The following is a 19,586-nucleotide window of genomic DNA, read 5'->3' on the forward strand; positions in this document are numbered from 1 at the left end:
CCCGGCGGAGCGGAGCGCAGCCGGCTTGAGCACTGGGTTGAAAACATCGCCAAGCCGTACGTCTCCGAGAACACGTACGACGGCTACGAGGTCGACGTCCGTGTTCACCTCGTCCCTGGCCTGGGGGCCCACAAGCTTGACCGCCTGGAACCGGAGCACCTGGAGCGCTTCTATCGAAAGATGCAGGCTTCCGGGAGCTCCGCCGGCACCGCTCATCACGCGCACCGCACGATCCGGGTCGCCCTCGGTGAGGCCGTGCGACGTGGGCATGTCGCCGCCAACGTGGCCGAGATCGCCAAGGCGCCGCGTCTCGAAGAGGAGGACATCGAGCCGTACACGATCGAAGAGGTTCAGAGCCTCCTCGTCGAGGCCGCCAAGCTTCGCAACAGCGCTCGCTGGGTCGTCGCCCTGGCCCTGGGCCTCCGCCAGGGGGAGGCGCTCGGTCTGCACTGGGAGGACGTCGACCTCGACGCGGGATACGTCCGGATCCGCAAGAACCGGCTGCGTCCCAAGTACGCCCACGGCTGTGGAGACAACCCGTGCGGTCGGAAGGCCGGCTACTGCCCTCAGAAGCAGCAGACCCGCCGCGAGCACAAGTCCACCAAGTCCCGCGCCGGGCGGCGCACCATCGGCCTGCCCGATCCGCTCATCAAGATTCTCCGCCAGCACCAGGAAGCCCAGGAGCGGGAGCGGATCACGGCCGGTACCGATTGGGAGGGCAAGGGGTACGTCTTTGCCTCACCGACCGGCGGGCCCCTGAGCCCGAACACCGACTTTCACACCTGGAAGCGGCTGCTTCGGGATGCCAGTGTCCGGAACGGCCGTCTTCATGATGCTCGCCACACCGCCGCGACCGTCCTCCTGATCCTCGGTGTCCCGGACGTCGTGATCGACTCGATCACGGGTTGGGAGCCCGGGGGAGCGGCCCGGATGCGCGCCCGGTACATGCACGTGACGGGGACCATGCTCCGCAAGGTCGCGCAGCAAGTCGGCGATGCGCTCTGGGAGCTCCCGAAAGCGAACTGAGACGGAAACTGAGACGGACAACGTCGAAGGGCCCCACCACGAATGGTGGGGCCCTTCGACATCGTGCCCGGTGAGGCACTGGCGGAGGATACGAGATTCGAACTCGTGAGGGGTTGCCCCCAACACGCTTTCCAAGCGTGCGCCCTAGGCCTCTAGGCGAATCCTCCGCTGGGAACATTACATGACCGAGAGGAGTGCTCGCGAACTCGTTCCCACCCGCTGACGTCGGGTACTCTGTGCAGAGCCCCTCACGCGGCGCTATCTGACTGAACTCCCCCAGGGCCGGAAGGCAGCAAGGGTAGGTTGGCTCTGGCGGGTGCGTGGGGGGCGCTTGCGTTTGCGGGCGGGTCGGGTTGTCAGTGGGCGCCTATAACCTCGTATGCGTGTCGTCTCTCGCGCTGTACCGCCGCTATCGCCCGGAGTCGTTCGCCGAGGTCATCGGGCAGGAGCATGTCACCGACCCGCTGCAGCAGGCGCTGCGGAACAACCGGGTCAATCACGCGTACCTGTTCAGCGGCCCGCGTGGATGCGGCAAGACGACCAGCGCGCGGATCCTCGCCCGGTGTCTGAACTGCGAGCAGGGCCCGACGCCGACCCCGTGCGGGGAGTGCCAGTCCTGCCAGGACCTCGCGCGCAACGGCCCGGGGTCCATCGACGTCATCGAGATCGACGCGGCCTCTCACGGTGGTGTGGACGACGCCCGTGAGCTGCGCGAGAAGGCCTTCTTCGGGCCCGCCGCCAGCCGCTACAAGATCTACATCATCGACGAGGCCCACATGGTCACGTCGGCCGGCTTCAACGCGCTGCTCAAGGTCGTCGAGGAGCCGCCGGAGCACCTCAAGTTCATCTTCGCCACGACCGAGCCCGAGAAGGTCATCGGGACCATCCGGTCGCGGACCCACCACTATCCGTTCCGGCTGGTGCCGCCGGGCACGCTGCGGGACTACCTCGGCGAGGTCTGCGGCAAGGAGAAGATCCCCGTCGAGGACGGCGTGCTCCCGCTCGTCGTGCGGGCCGGTGCCGGGTCCGTGCGTGACTCCATGTCCGTCATGGACCAGCTCCTCGCCGGGGCCACCGAGGAGGGTGTGACGTATGCCATGGCCACCTCGCTGCTCGGCTACACCGACGGGTCGCTGCTCGACTCCGTGGTCGAGGCCTTCGCGACCGGGGACGGCGCCGCCGCCTTCGAGGTCGTGGACCGAATCATCGAGGGCGGTAACGACCCGCGCCGCTTCGTCGCCGACCTGCTGGAGCGGCTGCGGGACCTGGTGATCCTCGCCGCCGTGCCGGACGCCGTGGAGAAGGGGCTGTTCGACGCCCCCGCCGACGTCCTCGAACGGATGCAGGCCCAGGCCGGCACCTTCGGCGCCGCCGAGCTCAGCCGCGCCGCCGACCTCGTCAACGAGGGCCTCACCGAGATGCGCGGCGCCACCTCCCCGCGCCTCCAGCTGGAGCTGATCTGCGCCCGCGTGCTGCTCCCGGCGGCGTACGGCGACCAGCGGTCCGTGATGGCTCGCCTCGACCGCCTGGAGCGGGGCGTCAACTTCTCGGGCGGCGCCGGCGCGCCCGCCATGGGGTACGTCCCCGGGCCCGAGGCGCACGTGCAGCCTCCGGCGCCCGTGCAGCAGGGAACCGGTCCGGCGGCGGCCCGGGCGGCCGTACGAGGGGGAGCGGCCCTGGCCCCGGTACCGGCCCCAGCGCCAGCACCTGCGCAGACTCCAGAGCCTCCGGCTCCGGCCCCGACTCCGGTCGCCGTGCCCACCCCGCCTCCGGCCGCACCGCCCGCTGCCGCCGCTCCGGCTGCTCCCGCGCCCGGTGCCTGGCCGACGGCGGCCCCCGCAGGTGGCGGCGGCACCCGCCGCCCCGGCGGCTGGCCCACGGCCACGGGCGGCGGCGCTCCGGCGGCCCAGCAGGCCCCGGCACCCTCGGCGCCTCCGGCAGCCACCCCGGCTCCGGCCCCGACTGCCGCTCCCGCCCCGGCACCCGCAGCCACCCCAGCCGGTGGCCTCGACCCCCGTGTGCTCTGGCCGAACATCCTGGAAGCGGTGAAGAACCGCCGCCGCTTCACCTGGATCCTGCTCAGCCAGAACGCCCAGGTCGCCGGTTTCGACGGCACCACCCTCCAGATCGGCTTCGTCAACGCCGGCGCCCGCGACAACTTCGCGAGCAGCGGCAGCGAGGACGTGCTGCGGCAGGCGCTGGGCGAGCAGTTCGGCGTGCAGTGGCGGATCGAGGCGGTCGTCGACCCGACGGGCGGCGGTGGCGCGGCTCCGCCCGGCACCGGGTACGGCGGCGGCACGCCCGGCGGCTACGGTGCGCCCGCGACGCCCGGCTACGGCAGCGCGGCCCCCGCGGCCCCGGCCCGTCCCGCGCCCGCCCAGCAGGCCCCGGCGGCCGCCCCGGCCCAGAGCCCGCCGCCCACCCAGAGGCCGGCGGCCCCCGCGCCCGCCGCCCCGGAACCGCCGCCGGTGTCCCCCGAGGACGACATCCCCGAGGAGGACGACCCCGACCTCGACGAGTCGGCCCTCTCCGGCCACGAGCTGATCGTGAAGGAACTGGGCGCGACGGTGGTGGAGGAGATCCAGAACGAGTGACGCGGGCGAGCGCCGACGGCTCGGAGGCCGAGGGTCCGCTTGTCGGACGGCTGCGGGCCGGCGGGGGTTGCCCGCGCAGTTCCCCGCGCTCCCCCGAACCCCTTGGAGGAACCTCCAGTCGGCCCGCCCGGCTACGCTGGCCCCCGTGAAGGTCCTCGTCATCGGCGGCGGCGCCCGCGAACACGCCCTGTGCCGCTCTCTGTCCCTCGATCCCGACGTCACCGCGCTGCACTGCGCCCCCGGCAACGCCGGCATCGCCGAGGTGGCCGAGCTGCACCGGGTCGATGCCCTGGACGGCGGGGCCGTGGCCGCGCTGGCCCTGGAACTCGGTGCCGAGCTGGTGGTCGTCGGCCCGGAGGCCCCCCTGGTCGCCGGGGTCGCCGACGCCGTGCGCGAGGCGGGTGTCCCGGTCTTCGGCCCCTCCGGGGAGGCCGCGCAGATCGAGGGGTCCAAGGCGTTCGCCAAGGACGTGATGGCGGGCGCCGGAGTCCCCACCGCCCGTTCGTACGTCTGCACAAACGCCGAGGAGGCCGCCGAGGCGCTGGACGCCTTCGGCGCTCCGTACGTCGTGAAGGACGACGGCCTCGCCGCCGGCAAGGGCGTCGTCGTCACGGACGACCTGGACGCCGCCAAGGCACACGCCGCCGCCTGCGACCGCGTCGTCATCGAGGAGTTCCTGGACGGCCCCGAGGTCTCCCTCTTCGCCATCACCGACGGCGAGACGGTCCTCCCGCTCCAGCCCGCGCAGGACTTCAAGCGCGCCCTGGACGGCGACGAGGGACCGAACACGGGTGGCATGGGGGCCTACTCCCCGCTGCCCTGGGCCGACCCCAAGCTCGTCGACGAGGTCCTGGAGACCGTCCTGCAGCCGACCGTCGACGAGATGCGGCGCCGCGGCACCCCCTTCTCCGGTCTCCTCTACGCCGGCCTCGCGATCACCTCGCGCGGCGTGCGGGTGATCGAGTTCAACGCCCGCTTCGGCGACCCGGAGACCCAGGTGGTCCTCGCCCGCCTGAAGACCCCGCTGGCCGGCGTCCTGCTCGCCGCCGCGAACGGCACCCTCGCCGACCTTCCGCCGCTGCGCTGGCGCGACGACGCGGCCGTCACCGTCGTCGTCGCCTCGCACAACTACCCGGACACCCCGCGCACCGGCGACCCCATCACCGGCCTCGACGCCATCGCCGCCGAGGACGCGCCGCACGCCTACGTCCTGCACGCGGGGACGAAGCGGGCCGGTGACGACGTCGTCAGCGCGGGCGGCCGGGTCCTCTCCGTCACGGCGACCGGCGCGGACCTGACCCAGGCCCGTGAGCGGGCGTACGCGGCGGTGGCGCGGATCGGCCTCGACGGCTCCCAGCACCGTACGGACATCGCCGCGAAGGCGGCGGCGGAGGCCTGACCTCTCTTTCCCCGCAGACCCGTCCCTGATCAGGCCCCGGACCCGAAATCCGGGGCCTGATCGTTGCTGTCTGTCGATCACCTCTGACCAAAGCCATTCCATCGAGTGACCGATGCCGTATCCGGCTGACGGGGGCCGAGGCCCCAACTAGGGTGCGGCGCAGGCGTTCCGGCACTTGGCCCACCGGCATTGCGATGTCGGTGGCGGGTGCCACAGTGGGGGAGTGAGCAACAGCCAGGACAGGCCGAGGACAGCAGGGAGGGGGTGAGGTCCGGACGTGACCAGTACCGGTATCGGTGCGGAGGCGGGAGCGCAGGCAGCGCGTACCCGGGCCCTCGCCGTGCTGCGCATCCGCGGCCGGGCTCTTGCTGTGGCGCTGCTGCCCGCCGCGGCCACGGTGATCCTGCTGACCGGCGGTTCCACCGGCCACTTCGTCGGCCGCAGCTGGGACACCGCCCGCTGGATCGTCGGCGCCGTCGCGGTACTCGTGCTGCTGGCCGCCGCCGGCGTCGCCCTGGTCGTGGCCCGCGCCCGCCCGGCCGTGAGCCCCACGGTCGCGATCACGGAGGAGTCCGCCCCCGACCTGTACCGGATGGTGCGCGACCTGGCCGACCGCCTCGACGTGCCGGCGCCTTCCGCCATAGCGCTCACCCCGGACTGCGACAGCTGGCTGGAGGACCGCACCCACCCGGCCCACGGCCCGCCCGCGCCCAAGGGCGGCGACGAGCTCGGCACCCCCGGCTCGCACCGCCGCACCCCGGCCGCCCCCGTCCTCGTCATCGGCTCCCCGTTCCTGTGGTGGATGCGCGTCGGCGAGCTCCGCGCGGTCCTCGCCCCGGTCGTCGCCGGTACGGGACCCTCGGCGCACCCGGACATAGCGGCCGCCCGCCGGTTCGTCAGGGGCCTGGACGCGGCGGTGGCGGTCTCCGCGGCGCCCGCCCGATGTCCGGCCACCCGCCTGGTGTGCGCGGGCGTCGCCTGGGTGGCCCGGCTGCTGCTGCGGGGCTGCCGGGAGCACGCTGCGCTGATGGAGCGCGGGGTCGCCGCCGCGGCCGCCGAGCGGGCCCAGGCCGTGGACTACGGACTGCGGATCGTCGCCCAGGAACAGGTCGGCCTGGCCTACGCCGGCTGGGACCGGCTGCTCACCCGGGTCGCGCTGCCCGCCTGGCGGATGGGCCGTTGGCCCTCCCGGCTGGACGCGGGCGTGGTCGCGGCCCTCACCGAGCTCTCCCGGCGCGACCGGCTGGCCGAGGGCTTCGCCTCCCGGCTGGGCGAGCGGCCCGCCTGCGACCTGCTGGAGGAGCCGGGTGTTGTGGACGAGGCCGCCTCGCTGCTCGCCGCCCGCCTCTTCCACGGCGGCCCCGCCGAGCCCGGCCCGGCCTGGTCGCCGGTGGCCTGGCAGGAGTACCCGGACGAGGTCGTCGACCGCACCTGGCGCACCGAGGCGGCCCGCCTGCACCGCGTCCTGGACGCCCTCGGCGTCCGTGCCACCCTCGCCCCCGGCGCCCCCGACCCCGGAGGCCCCACCCTGGCCCGGGTCCTGGACCACCTGACCGACCCGACCGCCCCCGGCAGGCGCCGGCGCCTCCCGGCGTACGACGACGACCCCCGCACCCCGGGCTACGACCCCCGCACCCCCGGCTACGACGACGAGGCGGACGGCGAGCCCACCGGCACCGAACGCAGCGCCGCCCTCGCCGCCGGCCTCACGGCGGCCCTCGCCCGCGAGGAGCACGAGGGAGCGCACGCGAGCACGGCCGACACCGCGCGCCCCGGCTGCCCCGCGGCAGCCGGACAGGCCGCCGGACAGGGCGGCGGCCCCGGCAGCCCCCTCTGGGACGACGGCGCACTGCCCCTCTTCCCGCTCCAGCCCCCGCGCACCGCCCGCGAACTCCTCGCCGACCACGTCAAGGCGATGGTGTGCTGCGCGGCCGTGGACACCGCTGGAGCCACCCCCGGCCTGGACTGGCTCGACGGCCCGGCCCTGCTGGTCGACGGCGAGCGGGCCGCCGACCTGACGCCCAGAGTCCTCAGCCTCATCGAGGAGGGAGACCCGGCCCCGCTGCGGGCCTGGCTGGTCGAGTCCGGAATACGTCCCGAGAAACCGGTCCGACTCGTCTGACCTCGCTGTTTCGGCGCTTTCGCGGAGCAAACTGTTCCACTTCAGGCAAATTCGCAACGAACCGTGACCGGACGCGTGCGTTATGTGATGTGCTGGGACCGTTGTCGGATGTGGCAAGCGCATCCGACATAAGACAGACGCCACAGTCGCGGCGCGGCACGGCACAGCGCGGCAGTACGCAGCACGGCAGGACACACATCGCACATCGGCTCGTATCAGCACATTTCACGGGGGCACGAGGGAGGGGAGCCACCATGGCATCGGACCAGATCCGCCGCTGGGAGTCGGGAGCACTCGCGCACGCCGTCACGGACCCCTTCGGCCAGGGGCCCGTTCCCTGGCTGCGCGGCAGCGAGACCTATTTCGACGACACCGGTCATGTCGTCCCCTGGTACGTGGACCCCAGCCGGCCACAGCCCACCGGCGAGAACCCCCGGGTCCCGGCGCCGCGCACCGCCGTCGGCGGCCCGCGCTCCGCGGACGACGTGCACCGCCAGATCAAGGGGTTCACCTCGACCGGCGCGGTCACCCCGGGCGAGGCCGTCGACTTCCACATCACCGTCGACCCGCCGCAGGAGTTCAGCGTCGACATCTACCGCATCGGCCACTACGGCGGCGACGGCGCATCCAAGATCACCACCAGCCCCCGGCTGTCCGGCATCGTCCAGCCCCCGCCGCTGGCCGCCGACCGCACGGTCTCCTGCCACCACTGGTGGCTGTCCTGGCGGCTGCAGGTCCCGTCGTACTGGAGCGTCGGCGCGTACGTCGCCGTGCTCACCACGGCCGACGGCTACCGGTCCCACGTGCCCTTCACGATCCGCGACAACCACCCGGCCGACCTGCTGCTCCTGCTGCCGGACGTCACCTGGCAGGCGTACAACCTCTACCCGGAGGACGGCCGCACCGGCGCCAGCCTCTACCACGCCTGGGACGAGCGGGGGCGGCTGCTCGGCGAGGCCGACGCGGCGACCACCGTCTCCTTCGACCGGCCGTACGCGGGCGCCGGCCTGCCCCTGCACGTCGGCCACGCCTACGACTTCATCCGCTGGGCCGAGCGCTACGGCTACGACCTCGCCTACGCCGACGCCCGCGACCTGCACGCCGGCCGCGTCGACCCCGCCCGCTACCGGGGCCTGGTCTTCCCGGGCCACGACGAGTACTGGTCGCCGCAGATGCGCCGCACGGTCGAGCTGGCCCGCGACAGCGGCACGAGCCTCGTCTTCCTCTCCGCCAACACCATGTACTGGCAGGTGGAGTTGGGCCCCTCCCCGTCCGGGGTCGCGGACCGCCTGCTGACCTGCCGAAAACGCAGGGGCCCGGGAAAGCCCGTGCTCTGGCGCGAGATCGACCGGCCCGAACAGCAGACGGTCGGCATCCAGTACGCGGGCCGGGTGCCCGAGCCGTACCCCCTGATCGTGCGCAACGCGGGGCACTGGCTCTGGGAGGCCACCGGCGCGCACGAGGGCGACGAACTCCCGGGCCTGGTGGCCGGCGAGGCCGACCGCTACTTCCCGCGCACCGCGCTGCCCGAGCACGAGGCGCGCATCCTGCTCGCCCACTCCCCCTACACCGACAACGACGGCGCCCTGCGCCACCAGGAGACCTCCCTCTACCGCGCCCCCTCCGGCGCCCTTGTTTTCGCCGCCGGCACCTTCGCCTGGTCCCCGGCCCTGGACCGCCCCGGCCACATCGACCCCCGTGTCCAGCGCGCCACCGCCAACCTCCTGGACCGCATCTGCAAACACGACTGATGCGAGCGCGACCGCCCCGTACAGGTGTCCGCGCGGCCCCGCTGTCCATGCGCAACCCGGCATACGGGAGAATCGAGGGCACCTGTACAGAACCACGGGGAGGAACCGTGTCCGGATTCGTCGAAAAGCCCGAGCCCGTGGAGGTGCCGGGCCTGGTGCATCTGCACACCGGCAAGGTGCGCGACCTGTACCAGAACGCGGCCGGAGACCTCGTGATGGTCGCCAGCGACCGCATCTCCGCGTACGACTGGGTGCTGCCGACCGAGATCCCCGACAAGGGCCGGGTGCTCACCCAGCTCTCCCTGTGGTGGTTCGACAAGCTCGCCGATCTGGCCGCCAACCACGTCATCAGCACCGAGCTGCCCGAGGGCGCCCCCGCCGACTGGGCCGGCCGCACCCTCGTCTGCAAGTCCCTGAAGATGCTGCCGGTCGAGTGCGTGGCCCGCGGCTACCTCACCGGCTCGGGCCTCGCCGAGTACCAGGAGTCCCGCACGGTCTGCGGCCTCGCCCTGCCCGAGGGTCTGGTCGACGGCTCCGAGCTGCCCGCCCCGATCTTCACCCCGGCCACCAAGGCCGAGGTCGGCGAGCACGACGAGAACGTGTCGTACGAGGAGGTCGCCCGCCAGGTCGGCGCCGAGACGGCCGCCCAGCTGCGCCAGGCCACCCTCGCCGTGTACGGGCGGGCGCGGGACATCGCCCGGGACCGGGGGATCATCCTGGCCGACACGAAGTTCGAGTTCGGCTTGGAATTCAATACGGCGGGCCGAAGGCCCTCGGACGAGGGTGGTGGTGGGCGACGGGTGGGCGACAGCCTGGTCCTCGCCGACGAGGTCCTCACCCCGGACTCGTCCCGGTTCTGGCCGGCCGACGAGTGGCAGCCGGGCCGCGCCCAGCCGTCGTTCGACAAGCAGTACGTGCGTGACTGGCTGACCTCGGCCGAGTCCGGCTGGGACCGGAAGAGCGAGCAGCCCCCGCCGCCGCTGCCGGAGCGGGTCGTCGAGGCGACCCGCGCGAAGTACGTCGAGGCGTACGAGCGGCTGACGGGCAACACCTGGTCCTGACGGAGGCGTCTCTCCCGGGCCCCCGGGCCCGGGAACAGGCAAGGCCGCGTACGCGGAAGGCCCCCGGCACAAGCCGGGGGCCTTCTCTCCTGAGCGGACGACGAGGCTCGAACTCGCGACCTCAACCTTGGCAAGGTTGCGCTCTACCAACTGAGCTACGTCCGCATGCGCCGTGGCGCGAGAGCAACTATACCCAACCTCGCTCCCGCGCGAGACGCACTGCGGCATGACGGTTCTCCGCACCGAGTTTGGTGACGGCGGAGGAGAGGTAGTTCCGCACGGTCCCCGGCGACAGCGCGGCCCGCTCGGCGATCTCCGCGACCGGCGCCCCGTCGGCCGCCAGCTCCAGCACCTCCGCCTCCCGCGCGGTCAGCGGCGAGTCACCGGCGGAGATCGCGTCGGCGGCCAACTCCGGGTCGATGTACCGGTTTCCCGCGTGCACGGTCCGGATGATCTCGGCGAGCCGCTGTGCACTCACCGTCTTCGGGACGAACCCCCGCACTCCGGCGGCCAGCGCCCGCTTCAGATGACCGGGCCGCCCGTGCCCGGTGACGATCAGCACCCGGCAGTCAGGCAGTTCGGTCCGCAGCGATGTGGCGACCCTCACACCGTCGGCGCCCGGCATCTGCAGATCCAGCACCGCCACATCGGGCCGGTGTGCCTGTGCCATGGCCAGTGCCTCGGGCCCGCTCGCCGCCTCCGCGACGACGACCAGATCGTCCTCGAGCCCGAGCAGCGCGGCCAGCGCACCCCGGATCAGATGCTCGTCGTCCGCGAGCAACAGCCGTACCGGAGGCGTCATGAAGTGACTCCACTCACACTCGTATCAGCCGACGTACGACCGGTCAGCGGCACCGAGGCCACCACCCGGAACCCGTCCGCCCCGACCGGCCCGGCTTCCAGCGTCCCGTCGACCACCGCGAGCCGCTCCCGCAGCCCGGCGAGCCCGGACCCACCACCTCCGCCACTTCCGTTACTTCCTCCACTCCCGCCACTCCCGTGCACCACGACTCCGTCGTTCTCCACCGTCAGCACCACACATCCCTCCCGCACCCGCAGCCCCACCGCACACCGTCCCGCGTCCCCGTGCCGCAGCACGTTGGTGGTCGCCTCCCGCACCACCCACCCGAGCGCCGACTGCACCTCGGCGGGCAGCCCGGCGGCGTCGCCTGTCACCTCGCAGGTGAATCCCGCGGCCGTCAACACGCTTTGAGCACCAGCGAGTTCGGCGCCCAGGTCGGCGTCCCGGTAGCCCCGTACGACATCGCGTACCTCCCGCTGGGACTCCTGCGCGATCCGCTGCACCTCGATCATCTGGTCGACGGCCTCGGGCCGTTCACGCCGGGCCAGCTGGACCGCCAGTTCGCTCTTGAGGGCGATGACGGCGAGGTTCCGGCCGAGGACGTCGTGCAGATCGCGGCCGAACCGCAGCCGTTCCTCGGCGACGGCGAGCCGGGTGCGGGTCTCGCGGGCCTCGTCGAGTTCGTAGACCGCGTCCAGCAGCCAGACGGAGAAGATCGCGGTGACGGCGAGGAAAGCGCTGCCGAGGAACACCACGAGCGCGGTGACCAGCGCGGTCGGGACGGGATAACCCAGCGGGAAGGAAATGGCCCCGGCTGCGCACGCGAAGCCCGCGACGAGCGACAGCACGCGTCTGCGGTTGCGCACGCCGAGCGTCATGGTCCCGGCGCCGAAGGACTGCACCCCGGTGAAGACGCTGCCGGCGGCGGCGTCCAGGTCCGGGCCGGAGCCGTGCCTGCGCAGGACGAGTGCGACGACGGCGATGAGGTAGGTCGCCGTGGCGAGCGTCCAGAGCAGCCGCACCGGCTGCTCCCGGCGGCCCCGCGTCCAGTCCAGCGCCCGGGAGGCGGTCACCGCGCAGAGCAGCGCGTGGACGACGACCAGCGCCATCAGCGGGCCCGCGACGTCCGCCCCCGTCTGTGCGAAGACCGGCAGCCCGATCGCCGTGACCTCGATCAGCGCGAAGAAGTGGAACGACCAGCGCGTGTACGTCTCGACCTTGGCCGGCGTGGTCTTCCCCCGCCACCAGCCGCCTGCTGCCCCGCTCATCCCGGTCCCGTTCCCCTCGTTCCCCTCAGCGCCGGGGTTCCCAGCGGAACCACCGCCGTACAGCAAACACCGCGACCACGGTCCAGGCCAGCGCGGTGAGGACGGTGCCCAGGGCCTGGTACGCGCTCAGCTCTCCGGTCCAGCCGGCCCGGACCAGGCGGACCGCCGGCGAGAGCGGGAGGAGTTCACAGACCGCGGCGACCCGGTGCGGCAGGACGTCCGCGGGAACGGCGATGCCCGAGCCCATCATGGACACGAGGACCAGGGGCGCCGCGGTGATCTGGGCGCTCTCGGTGGTCCGGGTGACGGCGGCGGTGAGCGCGGCGAGCACGGCACTGAGCAGCAGGCCGAGGACGAGTCCGAGCAGGGTGAGGTACGGCGCTTCGGGCGTGCCCGCGTCGAGCAGCACCGTGCAGCCGACGGCCAGCAGCAGCGCCTGGGCCAGGCCGAGACAGAGGGCGGGCAGGGCGGTGCCGGTCAGGATCTCCGCGTCGGACAGCTCGCCGGTGCGCAGCCGTTTGAGGACGAGTTCCTCGCGGCGGGCGACGAACGCGCCGACCAGTGAGCTGTAGACGGCGAACAGGAAGGAGAACCCGATCGCGGCGGTCAGCGTCAGCGTGCCGATGTTCAGCCCCTTCTCCTTGAGGTCGAACTGGTCGATCGCGGGCCGCACGGTGATCGGCAGTACGAGCGGCATGAGCAGCGCGGTGAGCACGGCACTGCGATTGCGGCCGAAAAGGAGCAGCTCGGCGCGGGAGAGGGCGCGCAGCCGCGCCGTGACCATGGCATTCATGCGGCCGCCTCCTTGGCGATCCCCAGGAACGCCTCCTCCAGCGAGGCGGACCGCACCTCCAGCCGGTTCAGTTCGACCCCGGTCCGCTCGGCCCACCCCAGCACCCCGGCGGCGGTCCGCTGCACCTCGCGGGTCCGCAGCCGTACGAACCTGCCGTGGAGCTCGTGTCCGCACACGCCCATCGCGGCGAGGGGCGGCAGGTCTCCGAGGAAGTAGCCCGTGGGCAGTTCGAAGGACATCCGCGCGGGCCGGCCGGCGGTCACCTCGCCCGGTGTCCCGGCGGCCGCGATGCGCCCCTCGTGCAGGATCGCGAGCCGGTCGGCGAGGTCCTCGGCCTCCTCCAGGTAGTGGGTGGTGAGCAGGACGGCCGTCCCGTCGTCGCGCAGTGTGCGCACCAACTCCCAGGTGTCCCGGCGGCCTTCGGCGTCGAGTCCGGTCGTCGGCTCGTCCAGGAACAGCACCTCGGGCCGGCCGAGCAGCGCGAGTGCCAGGTCGAGGCGGCGCCGCTCGCCGCCGGAGAGCTGCTTGACCCGGACGTCCGCCCGGCCGCCGAGCCCGACCAGGCCGAGCGCCTCGGCCGTGGGCCGGGCTCCCGTCGTACAGCCGGCCCACATCCGTACCGTCTCGCCGACGGTCAGCTCGGAGGGGAAGCCGCCCTCCTGGAGCATCACGCCGGTGCGCGGGCGTACGGCGGCCCGCTCCCGGTGCGGGTCGTGGCCCAGCACCCGTACCCGGCCGCCGTCGGGCGGCGCGAGTCCTTCGAGCAGTTCGACCGTCGATGTCTTTCCGGCGCCGTTGGTGCCGAGCAGCGCGAAGATCTCCCCGCGGCCCACGGAGAAGGTGATTCCGCGGACCGCCTGGAACCCGCCCCCGTAGACACGCCGGAGATCTGTGACCTCAATCACGTGTTCGTCGTCCATGACTCCAGCGTCCCGGCAGCCGGATCCCGGGAGCAGTGCGCGGTGTCATCACTCGCCATGACAAATGTCAGAGGGATGCCCGGCAGCTGCACGTGGGCGCACGAAAAAACCCCAGTCATATGACTGGGGTTTCCTCTATGAGCTGGAGCGGACGACGAGGCTCGAACTCGCGACCTCAACCTTGGCAAGGTTGCGCTCTACCAACTGAGCTACGTCCGCACTGCTCCCGACCGGCTCCCACCGATCGGTGCGAGCACCAGCCTACCTGATCCACAAGCATGCTCAGGACCGGCGGTGCAGAGCGGGTGACAGGAATTGCACACTGCGCCTTCCCCCTGGAAGGGGGATGTTCTGCTACTGAACTACACCCGCATGTACTCCGTGGGCTTCGGCTTTTCGGCCGGGCCCGTCGGCGTGCTCCAGACATTAGCTGATCAGCAGGGGGGTAGCGCAAGTCGGCTGCCCCCAGGGGTGGCTGACGCACCCTGAGGGCAGCCGGCCGCCCTTGTCACTGGGCGGCGCTGAACGCCTCGTACACCTTCTTCGGGATGCGGCCGCGGGCCGGGACATCCATCTTGTTCGCCTGCGCCCAGGCGCGGACGGCCGCCGGGTCGGGGGCGACCTCCGTCTGCTTGTACGCCTTGCCCGACTTCGACCGCTTGCGGCCGGCCACCACGTAAGGCTCCAGGGCCCTGCGCAGTTTCTTGGCGTTGGCTTGATTCAGATCGATCTCGTACGACTTGCCGTCGAGTCCGAAGGCGATCGTTTCCGCCGCTTCCGAGCCGTCGATGTCGTCAAAGAGAGTGACCACGACCTTCTGCGCCACGAATATTCGGTCCCTTCGTGTGGCACGTCTATACAGCTCATCGACAGCTCATCGGCGATGACCGCGACGGCGGAAGATGACGTGCCGAGTATCGGCTATTGCCAATTCATTTGTACAGTGCCTGGCAATACAAAGTGAAGCCCGACTAAATCCGTCCGCGTGTCCCCAGCGCAATAGATGTCGTGGACGAACCCGGGGAACTTTCCCAGAACTTTTCGTGAGGATCTGCGACTGTCACCCGATCGTGATGCGGCTCACGTAGTTTCCTACAACTCTACCCGCGTAGAAATTTTGTGCGGGTAGTCTGAAGACACCGGTCGGAGACCACCGACGGGTATCACGGGTATCTGCTCAGCAGTCAGCACCACAACACCGGGAGTGCCAGTGGCACGCGTCGTAGTCGACGTCATGCTCAAGCCGGAGATCCTCGACCCCCAGGGCCAGGCGGTCCAGCGTGCGCTGCCGCGCCTGGGTTTCGAAGGCATCTCCGATGTACGTCAGGGAAAGCGATTCGAACTGGAAGTTGACGGGCCGGTCGACGAGGCCGCGCTCGCCCGCATCCACGATCTTGCGGAATCCTTCCTCGCCAACACCGTGATCGAGGACTTCACGGTTCACGTCGACGAAGTCGCGGAGGCGGCGAAGTGACCGCTCGTATTGGCGTCGTCACTTTCCCGGGAAGCCTCGACGACCGTGACACCCAGCGCGCGATCCGTCTCGCGGGCGCGGAACCGGTCGCCCTCTGGCACAAGGACAAGGACCTCCACCAGGTCGACGCGGTGGTCCTTCCCGGTGGTTTCTCCTACGGCGACTATCTGCGGGCCGGCGCCATCTCCCGCTTCTCGCCGGTGATGGAGACCGTCATCGAACAGGCGAAGGCCGGCCTCCCGGTCCTCGGTATCTGCAACGGCTTCCAGGTCCTCACCGAGGCGCACCTGCTCCCCGGCGCGATGCTCGGCAACAACCACCTCCACTTCATCTGCCGCGACCAGAAGCTGCGGGTGGAGAACACCTCCAGCGCCTGGACGACGGACTACAGCGCGGGCCAGGAGATCCACATCCCGCTGAAGAACATGGACGGCCGGTACGTCGCCGACGAGTACACGCTCGACAAGCTGGAGGCCGAGGGGCGGGTGGCGTTCCGGTACCTCGACCTGAACCCGAACGGCTCGCTCCGTGACATCGCCGGCATCACCAACGAGGCCGGGAACGTCGTCGGCCTCATGCCGCACCCCGAGCACGCCGTCGAGCCGCTGATCGGCACCGGCCGCACGGACGGCCTCCCCTTCTTCACCTCGATCCTCAAGAAGCTGGTCAACGCATGAGCCGGACGCCTCTGGACACGGTCGAGCACGCGGCCGCGACCCCCGACGTCGAGCTGCCCTGGGCCGAACTCGGCCTGAAGAAGGACGAGTACGAGCGGGTGGTGGAGATCCTCGGCCGCCGCCCGACCGGCGCCGAGCTCGCCATGTACTCGGTCATGTGGTCCGAGCACTGCTCGTACAAGTCCTCCAAGGTCCACCTGCGCCAGTTCGGGGAGAAGGCGCCCCAGTCGGACGCCCTGCTCGTCGGCATCGGCGAGAACGCGGGCGTGGTCGACGTCGGCCAGGGCTACGCGGTCACCTTCAAGGTCGAGTCGCACAACCACCCGTCGTACGTCGAGCCCTACCAGGGCGCGGCCACGGGCGTCGGCGGCATCGTCCGCGACATCATCGCGATGGGCGCGCGTCCGGTGGCCGTGGTCGACCCGCTGCGCTTCGGCGCGGCCGACCACCCCGACACAAAGCGCGTGCTGCCCGGCGTCGTCGCCGGCATCGGCGGCTACGGCAACTGCCTGGGCCTGCCGAACATCGGCGGCGAGGTCGTCTTCGACGCCTGCTACCAGGGCAACCCGCTGGTCAACGCCGGTGCCATCGGCGTCATGCGGCACGAGGACATCCACCTCGCCAAGGCCTCCGGCGCGGGCAACCAGGTCATCCTGTACGGCGCCCGGACCGGCGGCGACGGCATCGGCGGCGCCTCGATTCTGGCCTCGGAGACCTTCGACGACGCCAAGCCCTCCAAGCGCCCCGCCGTCCAGGTCGGCGACCCCTTCCAGGAGAAGCTCCTCATCGAGTGCACCCTGGAGGCGTTCCGGGAGAAGCTGGTCGTCGGCATCCAGGACCTCGGCGCGGCCGGCCTGTCCTGCGCCACCTCCGAGCTGGCCTCGAACGGCTCCGGCGGCATGACCGTGACCCTGGACGACGTTCCCCTCCGCGACTCGACCCTCTCGCCCGAGGAAATCCTCATGAGCGAGTCGCAGGAACGCATGTGCGCGGTGGTCGAGCCGGCCAAGGTCGCCCGCTTCCTGGAGATCTGCGAGAAGTGGGACGTCATCGCCACGGTCATTGGCGAAGTCACCGACGGCGACCGTCTTGAGATCTTCTGGCACGGCGAGAAGATCGTCGACGTCGACCCGCGCACGGTCGCCCACGACGGCCCGGTCTACGAGCGCCCCTACGCCCGCCCGTCCTGGCAGGACGCCCTCCAGGCGGACGACGCGAACAAGCTGCCGCGGCCCGGGACGGCGGAGGAGCTGAAGCAGCAGGTTCTGAAGCTGGTCGGCTCCCCGAACCAGGCCTCAAAGAAGTGGATCACCTCCCAGTACGACCACTTCGTGCAGGGCAACACGGTGCTGGCCCAGCCCGAGGACTCCGGCATGATCCGCGTCGACGAGGCGACCGGCCTCGGCGTCGCCATCGCCACCGACGGCAACGGCCGCTACGCCAAGCTCGACCCCTACACGGGCGCGCAGCTGGCCCTGGCCGAGGCCTATCGGAACGTGGCGACGACCGGCGCCAAGCCGCTCGCCGTCTCCGACTGCCTGAACTTCGGTTCGCCCGAGGACCCGGCGGTGATGTGGCAGTTCGCCGAGGCGGTCCGCGGCCTCGCCGACGGCTGTCTCCAGCTGGGCACCCCGGTCACCGGTGGCAACGTCTCGCTCTACAACCAGACGGGCGAGGTGGCCATCCACCCGACCCCGGTGGTCGCCGTCCTCGGCGTGATCGACGACGTGGCCCGCCGCACGCCGGTCGCCTTCCAGGAGGAGGGCCAGCTGCTCTACCTCCTCGGCGACACGCGTGAGGAGTTCGGCGGTTCGGCCTGGTCCCAGGTCGTCCACGACCACCTGGGCGGCCTGCCGCCGAAGGTGGACCTGGAGCGTGAGCGCCTCCTCGCCGAGATCCTGATCTCCGCCTCCCGTGACGGCATGATCGACTCGGCGCACGACCTGTCCGACGGCGGCCTCGTCCAGGCCGTGGTCGAGTCCGCGCTGCTCGGCGGCAAGGGCGCGCGCCTGGTCGTACCCGACGGCCTCGACGCCTTCACCTTCCTCCTCTCCGAGTCGGCCGGCCGCGCGATCGTCGCGGTACCGCGCTCGGAGGAGGTCCGCTTCAACGACATGTGCGGCGCCCGGGGCCTCCCGGTGACCCGCATCGGCGTCGTGGACGGCGACTCGGTGGAGATCCAGGGCGAGTTCAGCCTCACCCTGTCCGAACTGCGCGAGGCGCACGAGGGCACGATCGAGGCGCTGCTGGCGTAGCCGGTCGCACGACGACGAAGGCCCCGCCCGGATGTGTCCGGGCGGGGCCTTCTCGGCTCATCGGACGTAGTTCTTGAGGATCTCCGTGTCGAGCTCGATGCCGATCGGATCGGGAAGGAGCACCTTCTCACCGAACTTCGCGGTACGGACGACGCGGTAGCCACCGACCTTCCGGTCCGGCGAACTGTGCACGGTGACCGTGCAGGAGTCGCGGTCGATCAAGAGGTAGAGAGGGATGTCCGCTTGGCCGTATGCGGCCGGCTTCTCGTGCCGGTCCCGCCGGTCGGTGTCCGAGTCGTACGAGGTGACCTCGACGACCATGAGCGCGCCATCCGGGTCGGCCCACTCGCCGTGCCCCGCGAAGTGCGCCTCGGGCGCGAGCACGGCATCAGGTTTCGCCCTGCCTTCTCGATATGCCTCCACCCGTAGCCCTCGGCCCTGGTACAGGTCCAGGTCAGGCCTGGCCTGCATACAGCGCCGGGCCAGCCAGGTCACGATGGTGCTGTGGTCCCCGTCCGCCGCCTTCTTGACCTCGATCCGTCCGTTGGCGAACTCCAACGCGACGGTCTCGGGAGCGGCAGAGGCGATCGTTTCGAACTCCTCCACCGACATCTGAGATGTGCGCTCGGCCGTCATGCTGCACCCCCTTCCAGGCGAAGACCAGTGTCGCCAGGCTCCGGCGGTGCGGTGCGGGTTTCGCAGCGGATCACACCCACGGGTGATCACCCCGGCTTCCGACCTCGCCCCCTGACCGCTACGGGCTCAGCCGCCCGGCTGCCGGATGCGTGCCCGGACCGCGGTGCGGTCGATGTCGAGTTCGGCCAGGAGTTCCGCCACCGGATCCGGGCGCTCGCAGTCGAGGAGGGCCAGCAGCAGGTGTTCCGGGGTGATGCGGCGGCTGCGGGACTTCTTCGTCTCGGCCAGGGCGCGGGGGAGGACGGCGCGGGCGCCCGAGGTGAAGGGGGTCCGCTTGCGGGACGCGGGAATCGGTGCCCGCTCGATCCCTCGGACGTCGATGCCGACCACGGCCAGCGCGGACCGGTCGAGGGAGTCGAGGGCGGCGCGTGCGGTCTCCAGGTCGGTACCGAGGGTGCGGACCGCGCCGGGATCGTGCAGCACTCCCAGCAGGAGGTGCTCGGTACCGATGCGACGGTCGCCGCGCAGCGTGGTCTCTTCGAGCGCCGACGTGACGGTCGCCCGGGCCTCTGCCGCGAACTGTTCGAACATGGTCATCTCACTTCCCGTACTTGGCGTGGACGGACTGCCGGGACACGCCGAGGGCGTCCCCGATCTGCTCCCAGGACCAGCCCTGTGCGCGGGCGCGCACGACCGCCGCCGCCTCGACCTGCTCGGCCAGACGGTGCAGGGCACCCACCGCCCGCAGTCCCACCGCGGGGTCGTGCGACCTGAGGCGTTCCGAGAGCTCTTGCGTTTCCATGTCTGT

General features: G+C 71.5%; 16 protein-coding genes, 4 tRNA genes, 1 other RNA gene and 1 pseudogene. 10 read left to right on the top strand and 12 right to left on the bottom strand.

Annotated elements, in window-relative coordinates; genetic code table 11:
- Nucleotides 1-24: 24 nt before the first annotated feature.
- Nucleotides 25-1,026 (top strand): annotated as a pseudogene (locus ABT137_RS12095) (tyrosine-type recombinase/integrase); the annotation flags it as partial.
- 79 nt (nucleotides 1,027-1,105) lie between these two features.
- Here the strand turns inward: ABT137_RS12095 and ABT137_RS12100 are convergent.
- A tRNA-Ser gene (locus tag ABT137_RS12100) sits at nucleotides 1,106-1,193 on the bottom strand.
- A gap of 72 nt (nucleotides 1,194-1,265) precedes the next feature.
- Here ABT137_RS12100 and ffs point away from each other — a divergent pair.
- From ffs to ABT137_RS12130, 6 genes are all read left to right on the top strand, one after another.
- Nucleotides 1,266-1,364: signal recognition particle sRNA small type (ffs, locus tag ABT137_RS12105), an RNA gene on the top strand.
- A 45-nt stretch (nucleotides 1,365-1,409) separates the two neighbouring features.
- On the top strand, nucleotides 1,410-3,620 hold the full coding sequence (locus ABT137_RS12110) for a DNA polymerase III subunit gamma and tau (protein ID WP_351706435.1): 2,211 nt from the start codon (nucleotides 1,410-1,412) through the stop codon (nucleotides 3,618-3,620).
- 145 nt (nucleotides 3,621-3,765) lie between these two features.
- On the top strand, nucleotides 3,766-5,019 hold the full coding sequence (purD, locus tag ABT137_RS12115; protein ID WP_351706438.1) for a phosphoribosylamine--glycine ligase: 1,254 nt from the start codon (nucleotides 3,766-3,768) through the stop codon (nucleotides 5,017-5,019).
- 277 nt (nucleotides 5,020-5,296) lie between these two features.
- A complete protein-coding gene (locus tag ABT137_RS12120) occupies nucleotides 5,297-7,141 on the top strand; it encodes a M48 family metalloprotease (protein ID WP_351706441.1) in 1,845 nt (614 codons plus the stop codon).
- Nucleotides 7,142-7,395: 254 nt separating this feature from the next.
- On the top strand, nucleotides 7,396-8,892 hold the full coding sequence (locus ABT137_RS12125; protein ID WP_351706444.1) for a N,N-dimethylformamidase beta subunit family domain-containing protein: 1,497 nt from the start codon (nucleotides 7,396-7,398) through the stop codon (nucleotides 8,890-8,892).
- A 107-nt stretch (nucleotides 8,893-8,999) separates the two neighbouring features.
- Complete coding sequence (locus ABT137_RS12130; RefSeq protein WP_351706447.1) at nucleotides 9,000-9,953, top strand: phosphoribosylaminoimidazolesuccinocarboxamide synthase; 954 nt, start codon at nucleotides 9,000-9,002, stop codon at nucleotides 9,951-9,953.
- A 92-nt stretch (nucleotides 9,954-10,045) separates the two neighbouring features.
- Here the strand turns inward: ABT137_RS12130 and ABT137_RS12135 are convergent.
- From ABT137_RS12135 to ABT137_RS12170, 8 genes are all read right to left on the bottom strand, one after another.
- Nucleotides 10,046-10,118 (bottom strand) — tRNA-Gly (locus tag ABT137_RS12135).
- 22 nt (nucleotides 10,119-10,140) lie between these two features.
- Nucleotides 10,141-10,755 carry a response regulator gene (locus ABT137_RS12140; RefSeq protein ID WP_351706450.1) on the bottom strand — a complete coding sequence of 205 codons (615 nt, stop codon included), beginning with the start codon at nucleotides 10,753-10,755 and terminating at the stop codon, nucleotides 10,141-10,143.
- On the bottom strand, nucleotides 10,752-12,023 hold the full coding sequence (locus tag ABT137_RS12145) for a sensor histidine kinase (protein ID WP_351706453.1): 1,272 nt from the start codon (nucleotides 12,021-12,023) through the stop codon (nucleotides 10,752-10,754). Before ABT137_RS12145 ends, ABT137_RS12140 begins: the two co-directional genes overlap by 4 nt.
- A 25-nt stretch (nucleotides 12,024-12,048) precedes the next feature.
- Nucleotides 12,049-12,816 (bottom strand): ABC transporter permease, encoded by a 768-nt coding sequence (locus ABT137_RS12150; RefSeq protein WP_351706456.1) that lies wholly within the window; start codon nucleotides 12,814-12,816, stop codon nucleotides 12,049-12,051.
- Nucleotides 12,813-13,736 carry an ABC transporter ATP-binding protein gene (locus tag ABT137_RS12155; RefSeq protein ID WP_351706459.1) on the bottom strand — a complete coding sequence of 308 codons (924 nt, stop codon included), beginning with the start codon at nucleotides 13,734-13,736 and terminating at the stop codon, nucleotides 12,813-12,815. The genes ABT137_RS12150 and ABT137_RS12155 overlap by 4 nt, the downstream gene beginning before the upstream one ends.
- Before the next feature lie 143 nt (nucleotides 13,737-13,879).
- A tRNA-Gly gene (locus tag ABT137_RS12160) sits at nucleotides 13,880-13,955 on the bottom strand.
- Nucleotides 13,956-14,036: 81 nt separating this feature from the next.
- Nucleotides 14,037-14,108, bottom strand: a tRNA-Gly gene (locus tag ABT137_RS12165).
- Between the two features lie 136 nt (nucleotides 14,109-14,244).
- Nucleotides 14,245-14,562 carry a histone-like nucleoid-structuring protein Lsr2 gene (locus ABT137_RS12170; RefSeq protein ID WP_351706462.1) on the bottom strand — a complete coding sequence of 106 codons (318 nt, stop codon included), beginning with the start codon at nucleotides 14,560-14,562 and terminating at the stop codon, nucleotides 14,245-14,247.
- Between the two features lie 384 nt (nucleotides 14,563-14,946).
- Here ABT137_RS12170 and purS point away from each other — a divergent pair, with 384 nt between their 5' ends.
- The 3 genes from purS to purL are packed head-to-tail and all read left to right on the top strand — an operon-like array spanning nucleotide 14,947 to nucleotide 18,142.
- Nucleotides 14,947-15,210 carry a phosphoribosylformylglycinamidine synthase subunit PurS gene (gene purS / locus ABT137_RS12175; RefSeq protein ID WP_351706465.1) on the top strand — a complete coding sequence of 88 codons (264 nt, stop codon included), beginning with the start codon at nucleotides 14,947-14,949 and terminating at the stop codon, nucleotides 15,208-15,210.
- Nucleotides 15,207-15,887 carry a phosphoribosylformylglycinamidine synthase subunit PurQ gene (gene purQ, locus ABT137_RS12180; RefSeq protein ID WP_351706468.1) on the top strand — a complete coding sequence of 227 codons (681 nt, stop codon included), beginning with the start codon at nucleotides 15,207-15,209 and terminating at the stop codon, nucleotides 15,885-15,887. The genes purS and purQ overlap by 4 nt, the downstream gene beginning before the upstream one ends.
- Nucleotides 15,884-18,142 (top strand): phosphoribosylformylglycinamidine synthase subunit PurL, encoded by a 2,259-nt coding sequence (gene purL / locus ABT137_RS12185; protein ID WP_351706471.1) that lies wholly within the window; start codon nucleotides 15,884-15,886, stop codon nucleotides 18,140-18,142. Before purQ ends, purL begins: the two co-directional genes overlap by 4 nt.
- Before the next feature lie 57 nt (nucleotides 18,143-18,199).
- On the opposite strand, the gene ABT137_RS12190 is transcribed toward purL, so the two are convergent.
- The 3 genes from ABT137_RS12190 to ABT137_RS12200 form a co-directional block, all read right to left on the bottom strand.
- Nucleotides 18,200-18,778, bottom strand: coding sequence for a Uma2 family endonuclease (locus tag ABT137_RS12190; RefSeq protein WP_351706474.1), 579 nt, complete (start codon nucleotides 18,776-18,778; stop codon nucleotides 18,200-18,202).
- A gap of 126 nt (nucleotides 18,779-18,904) precedes the next feature.
- On the bottom strand, nucleotides 18,905-19,375 hold the full coding sequence (locus ABT137_RS12195; protein WP_351706477.1) for a Clp protease N-terminal domain-containing protein: 471 nt from the start codon (nucleotides 19,373-19,375) through the stop codon (nucleotides 18,905-18,907).
- 1 nt (nucleotide 19,376) lies between these two features.
- Nucleotides 19,377-19,580, bottom strand: coding sequence for a helix-turn-helix domain-containing protein (locus ABT137_RS12200; RefSeq protein WP_351706480.1), 204 nt, complete (start codon nucleotides 19,578-19,580; stop codon nucleotides 19,377-19,379).
- Between the last annotated feature and the right edge of the window lie 6 nt (nucleotides 19,581-19,586).

This window comes from Streptomyces sp. NPDC001980, assembly GCF_040296885.1.
Lineage (GTDB): Bacteria > Actinomycetota > Actinomycetes > Streptomycetales > Streptomycetaceae > Streptomyces.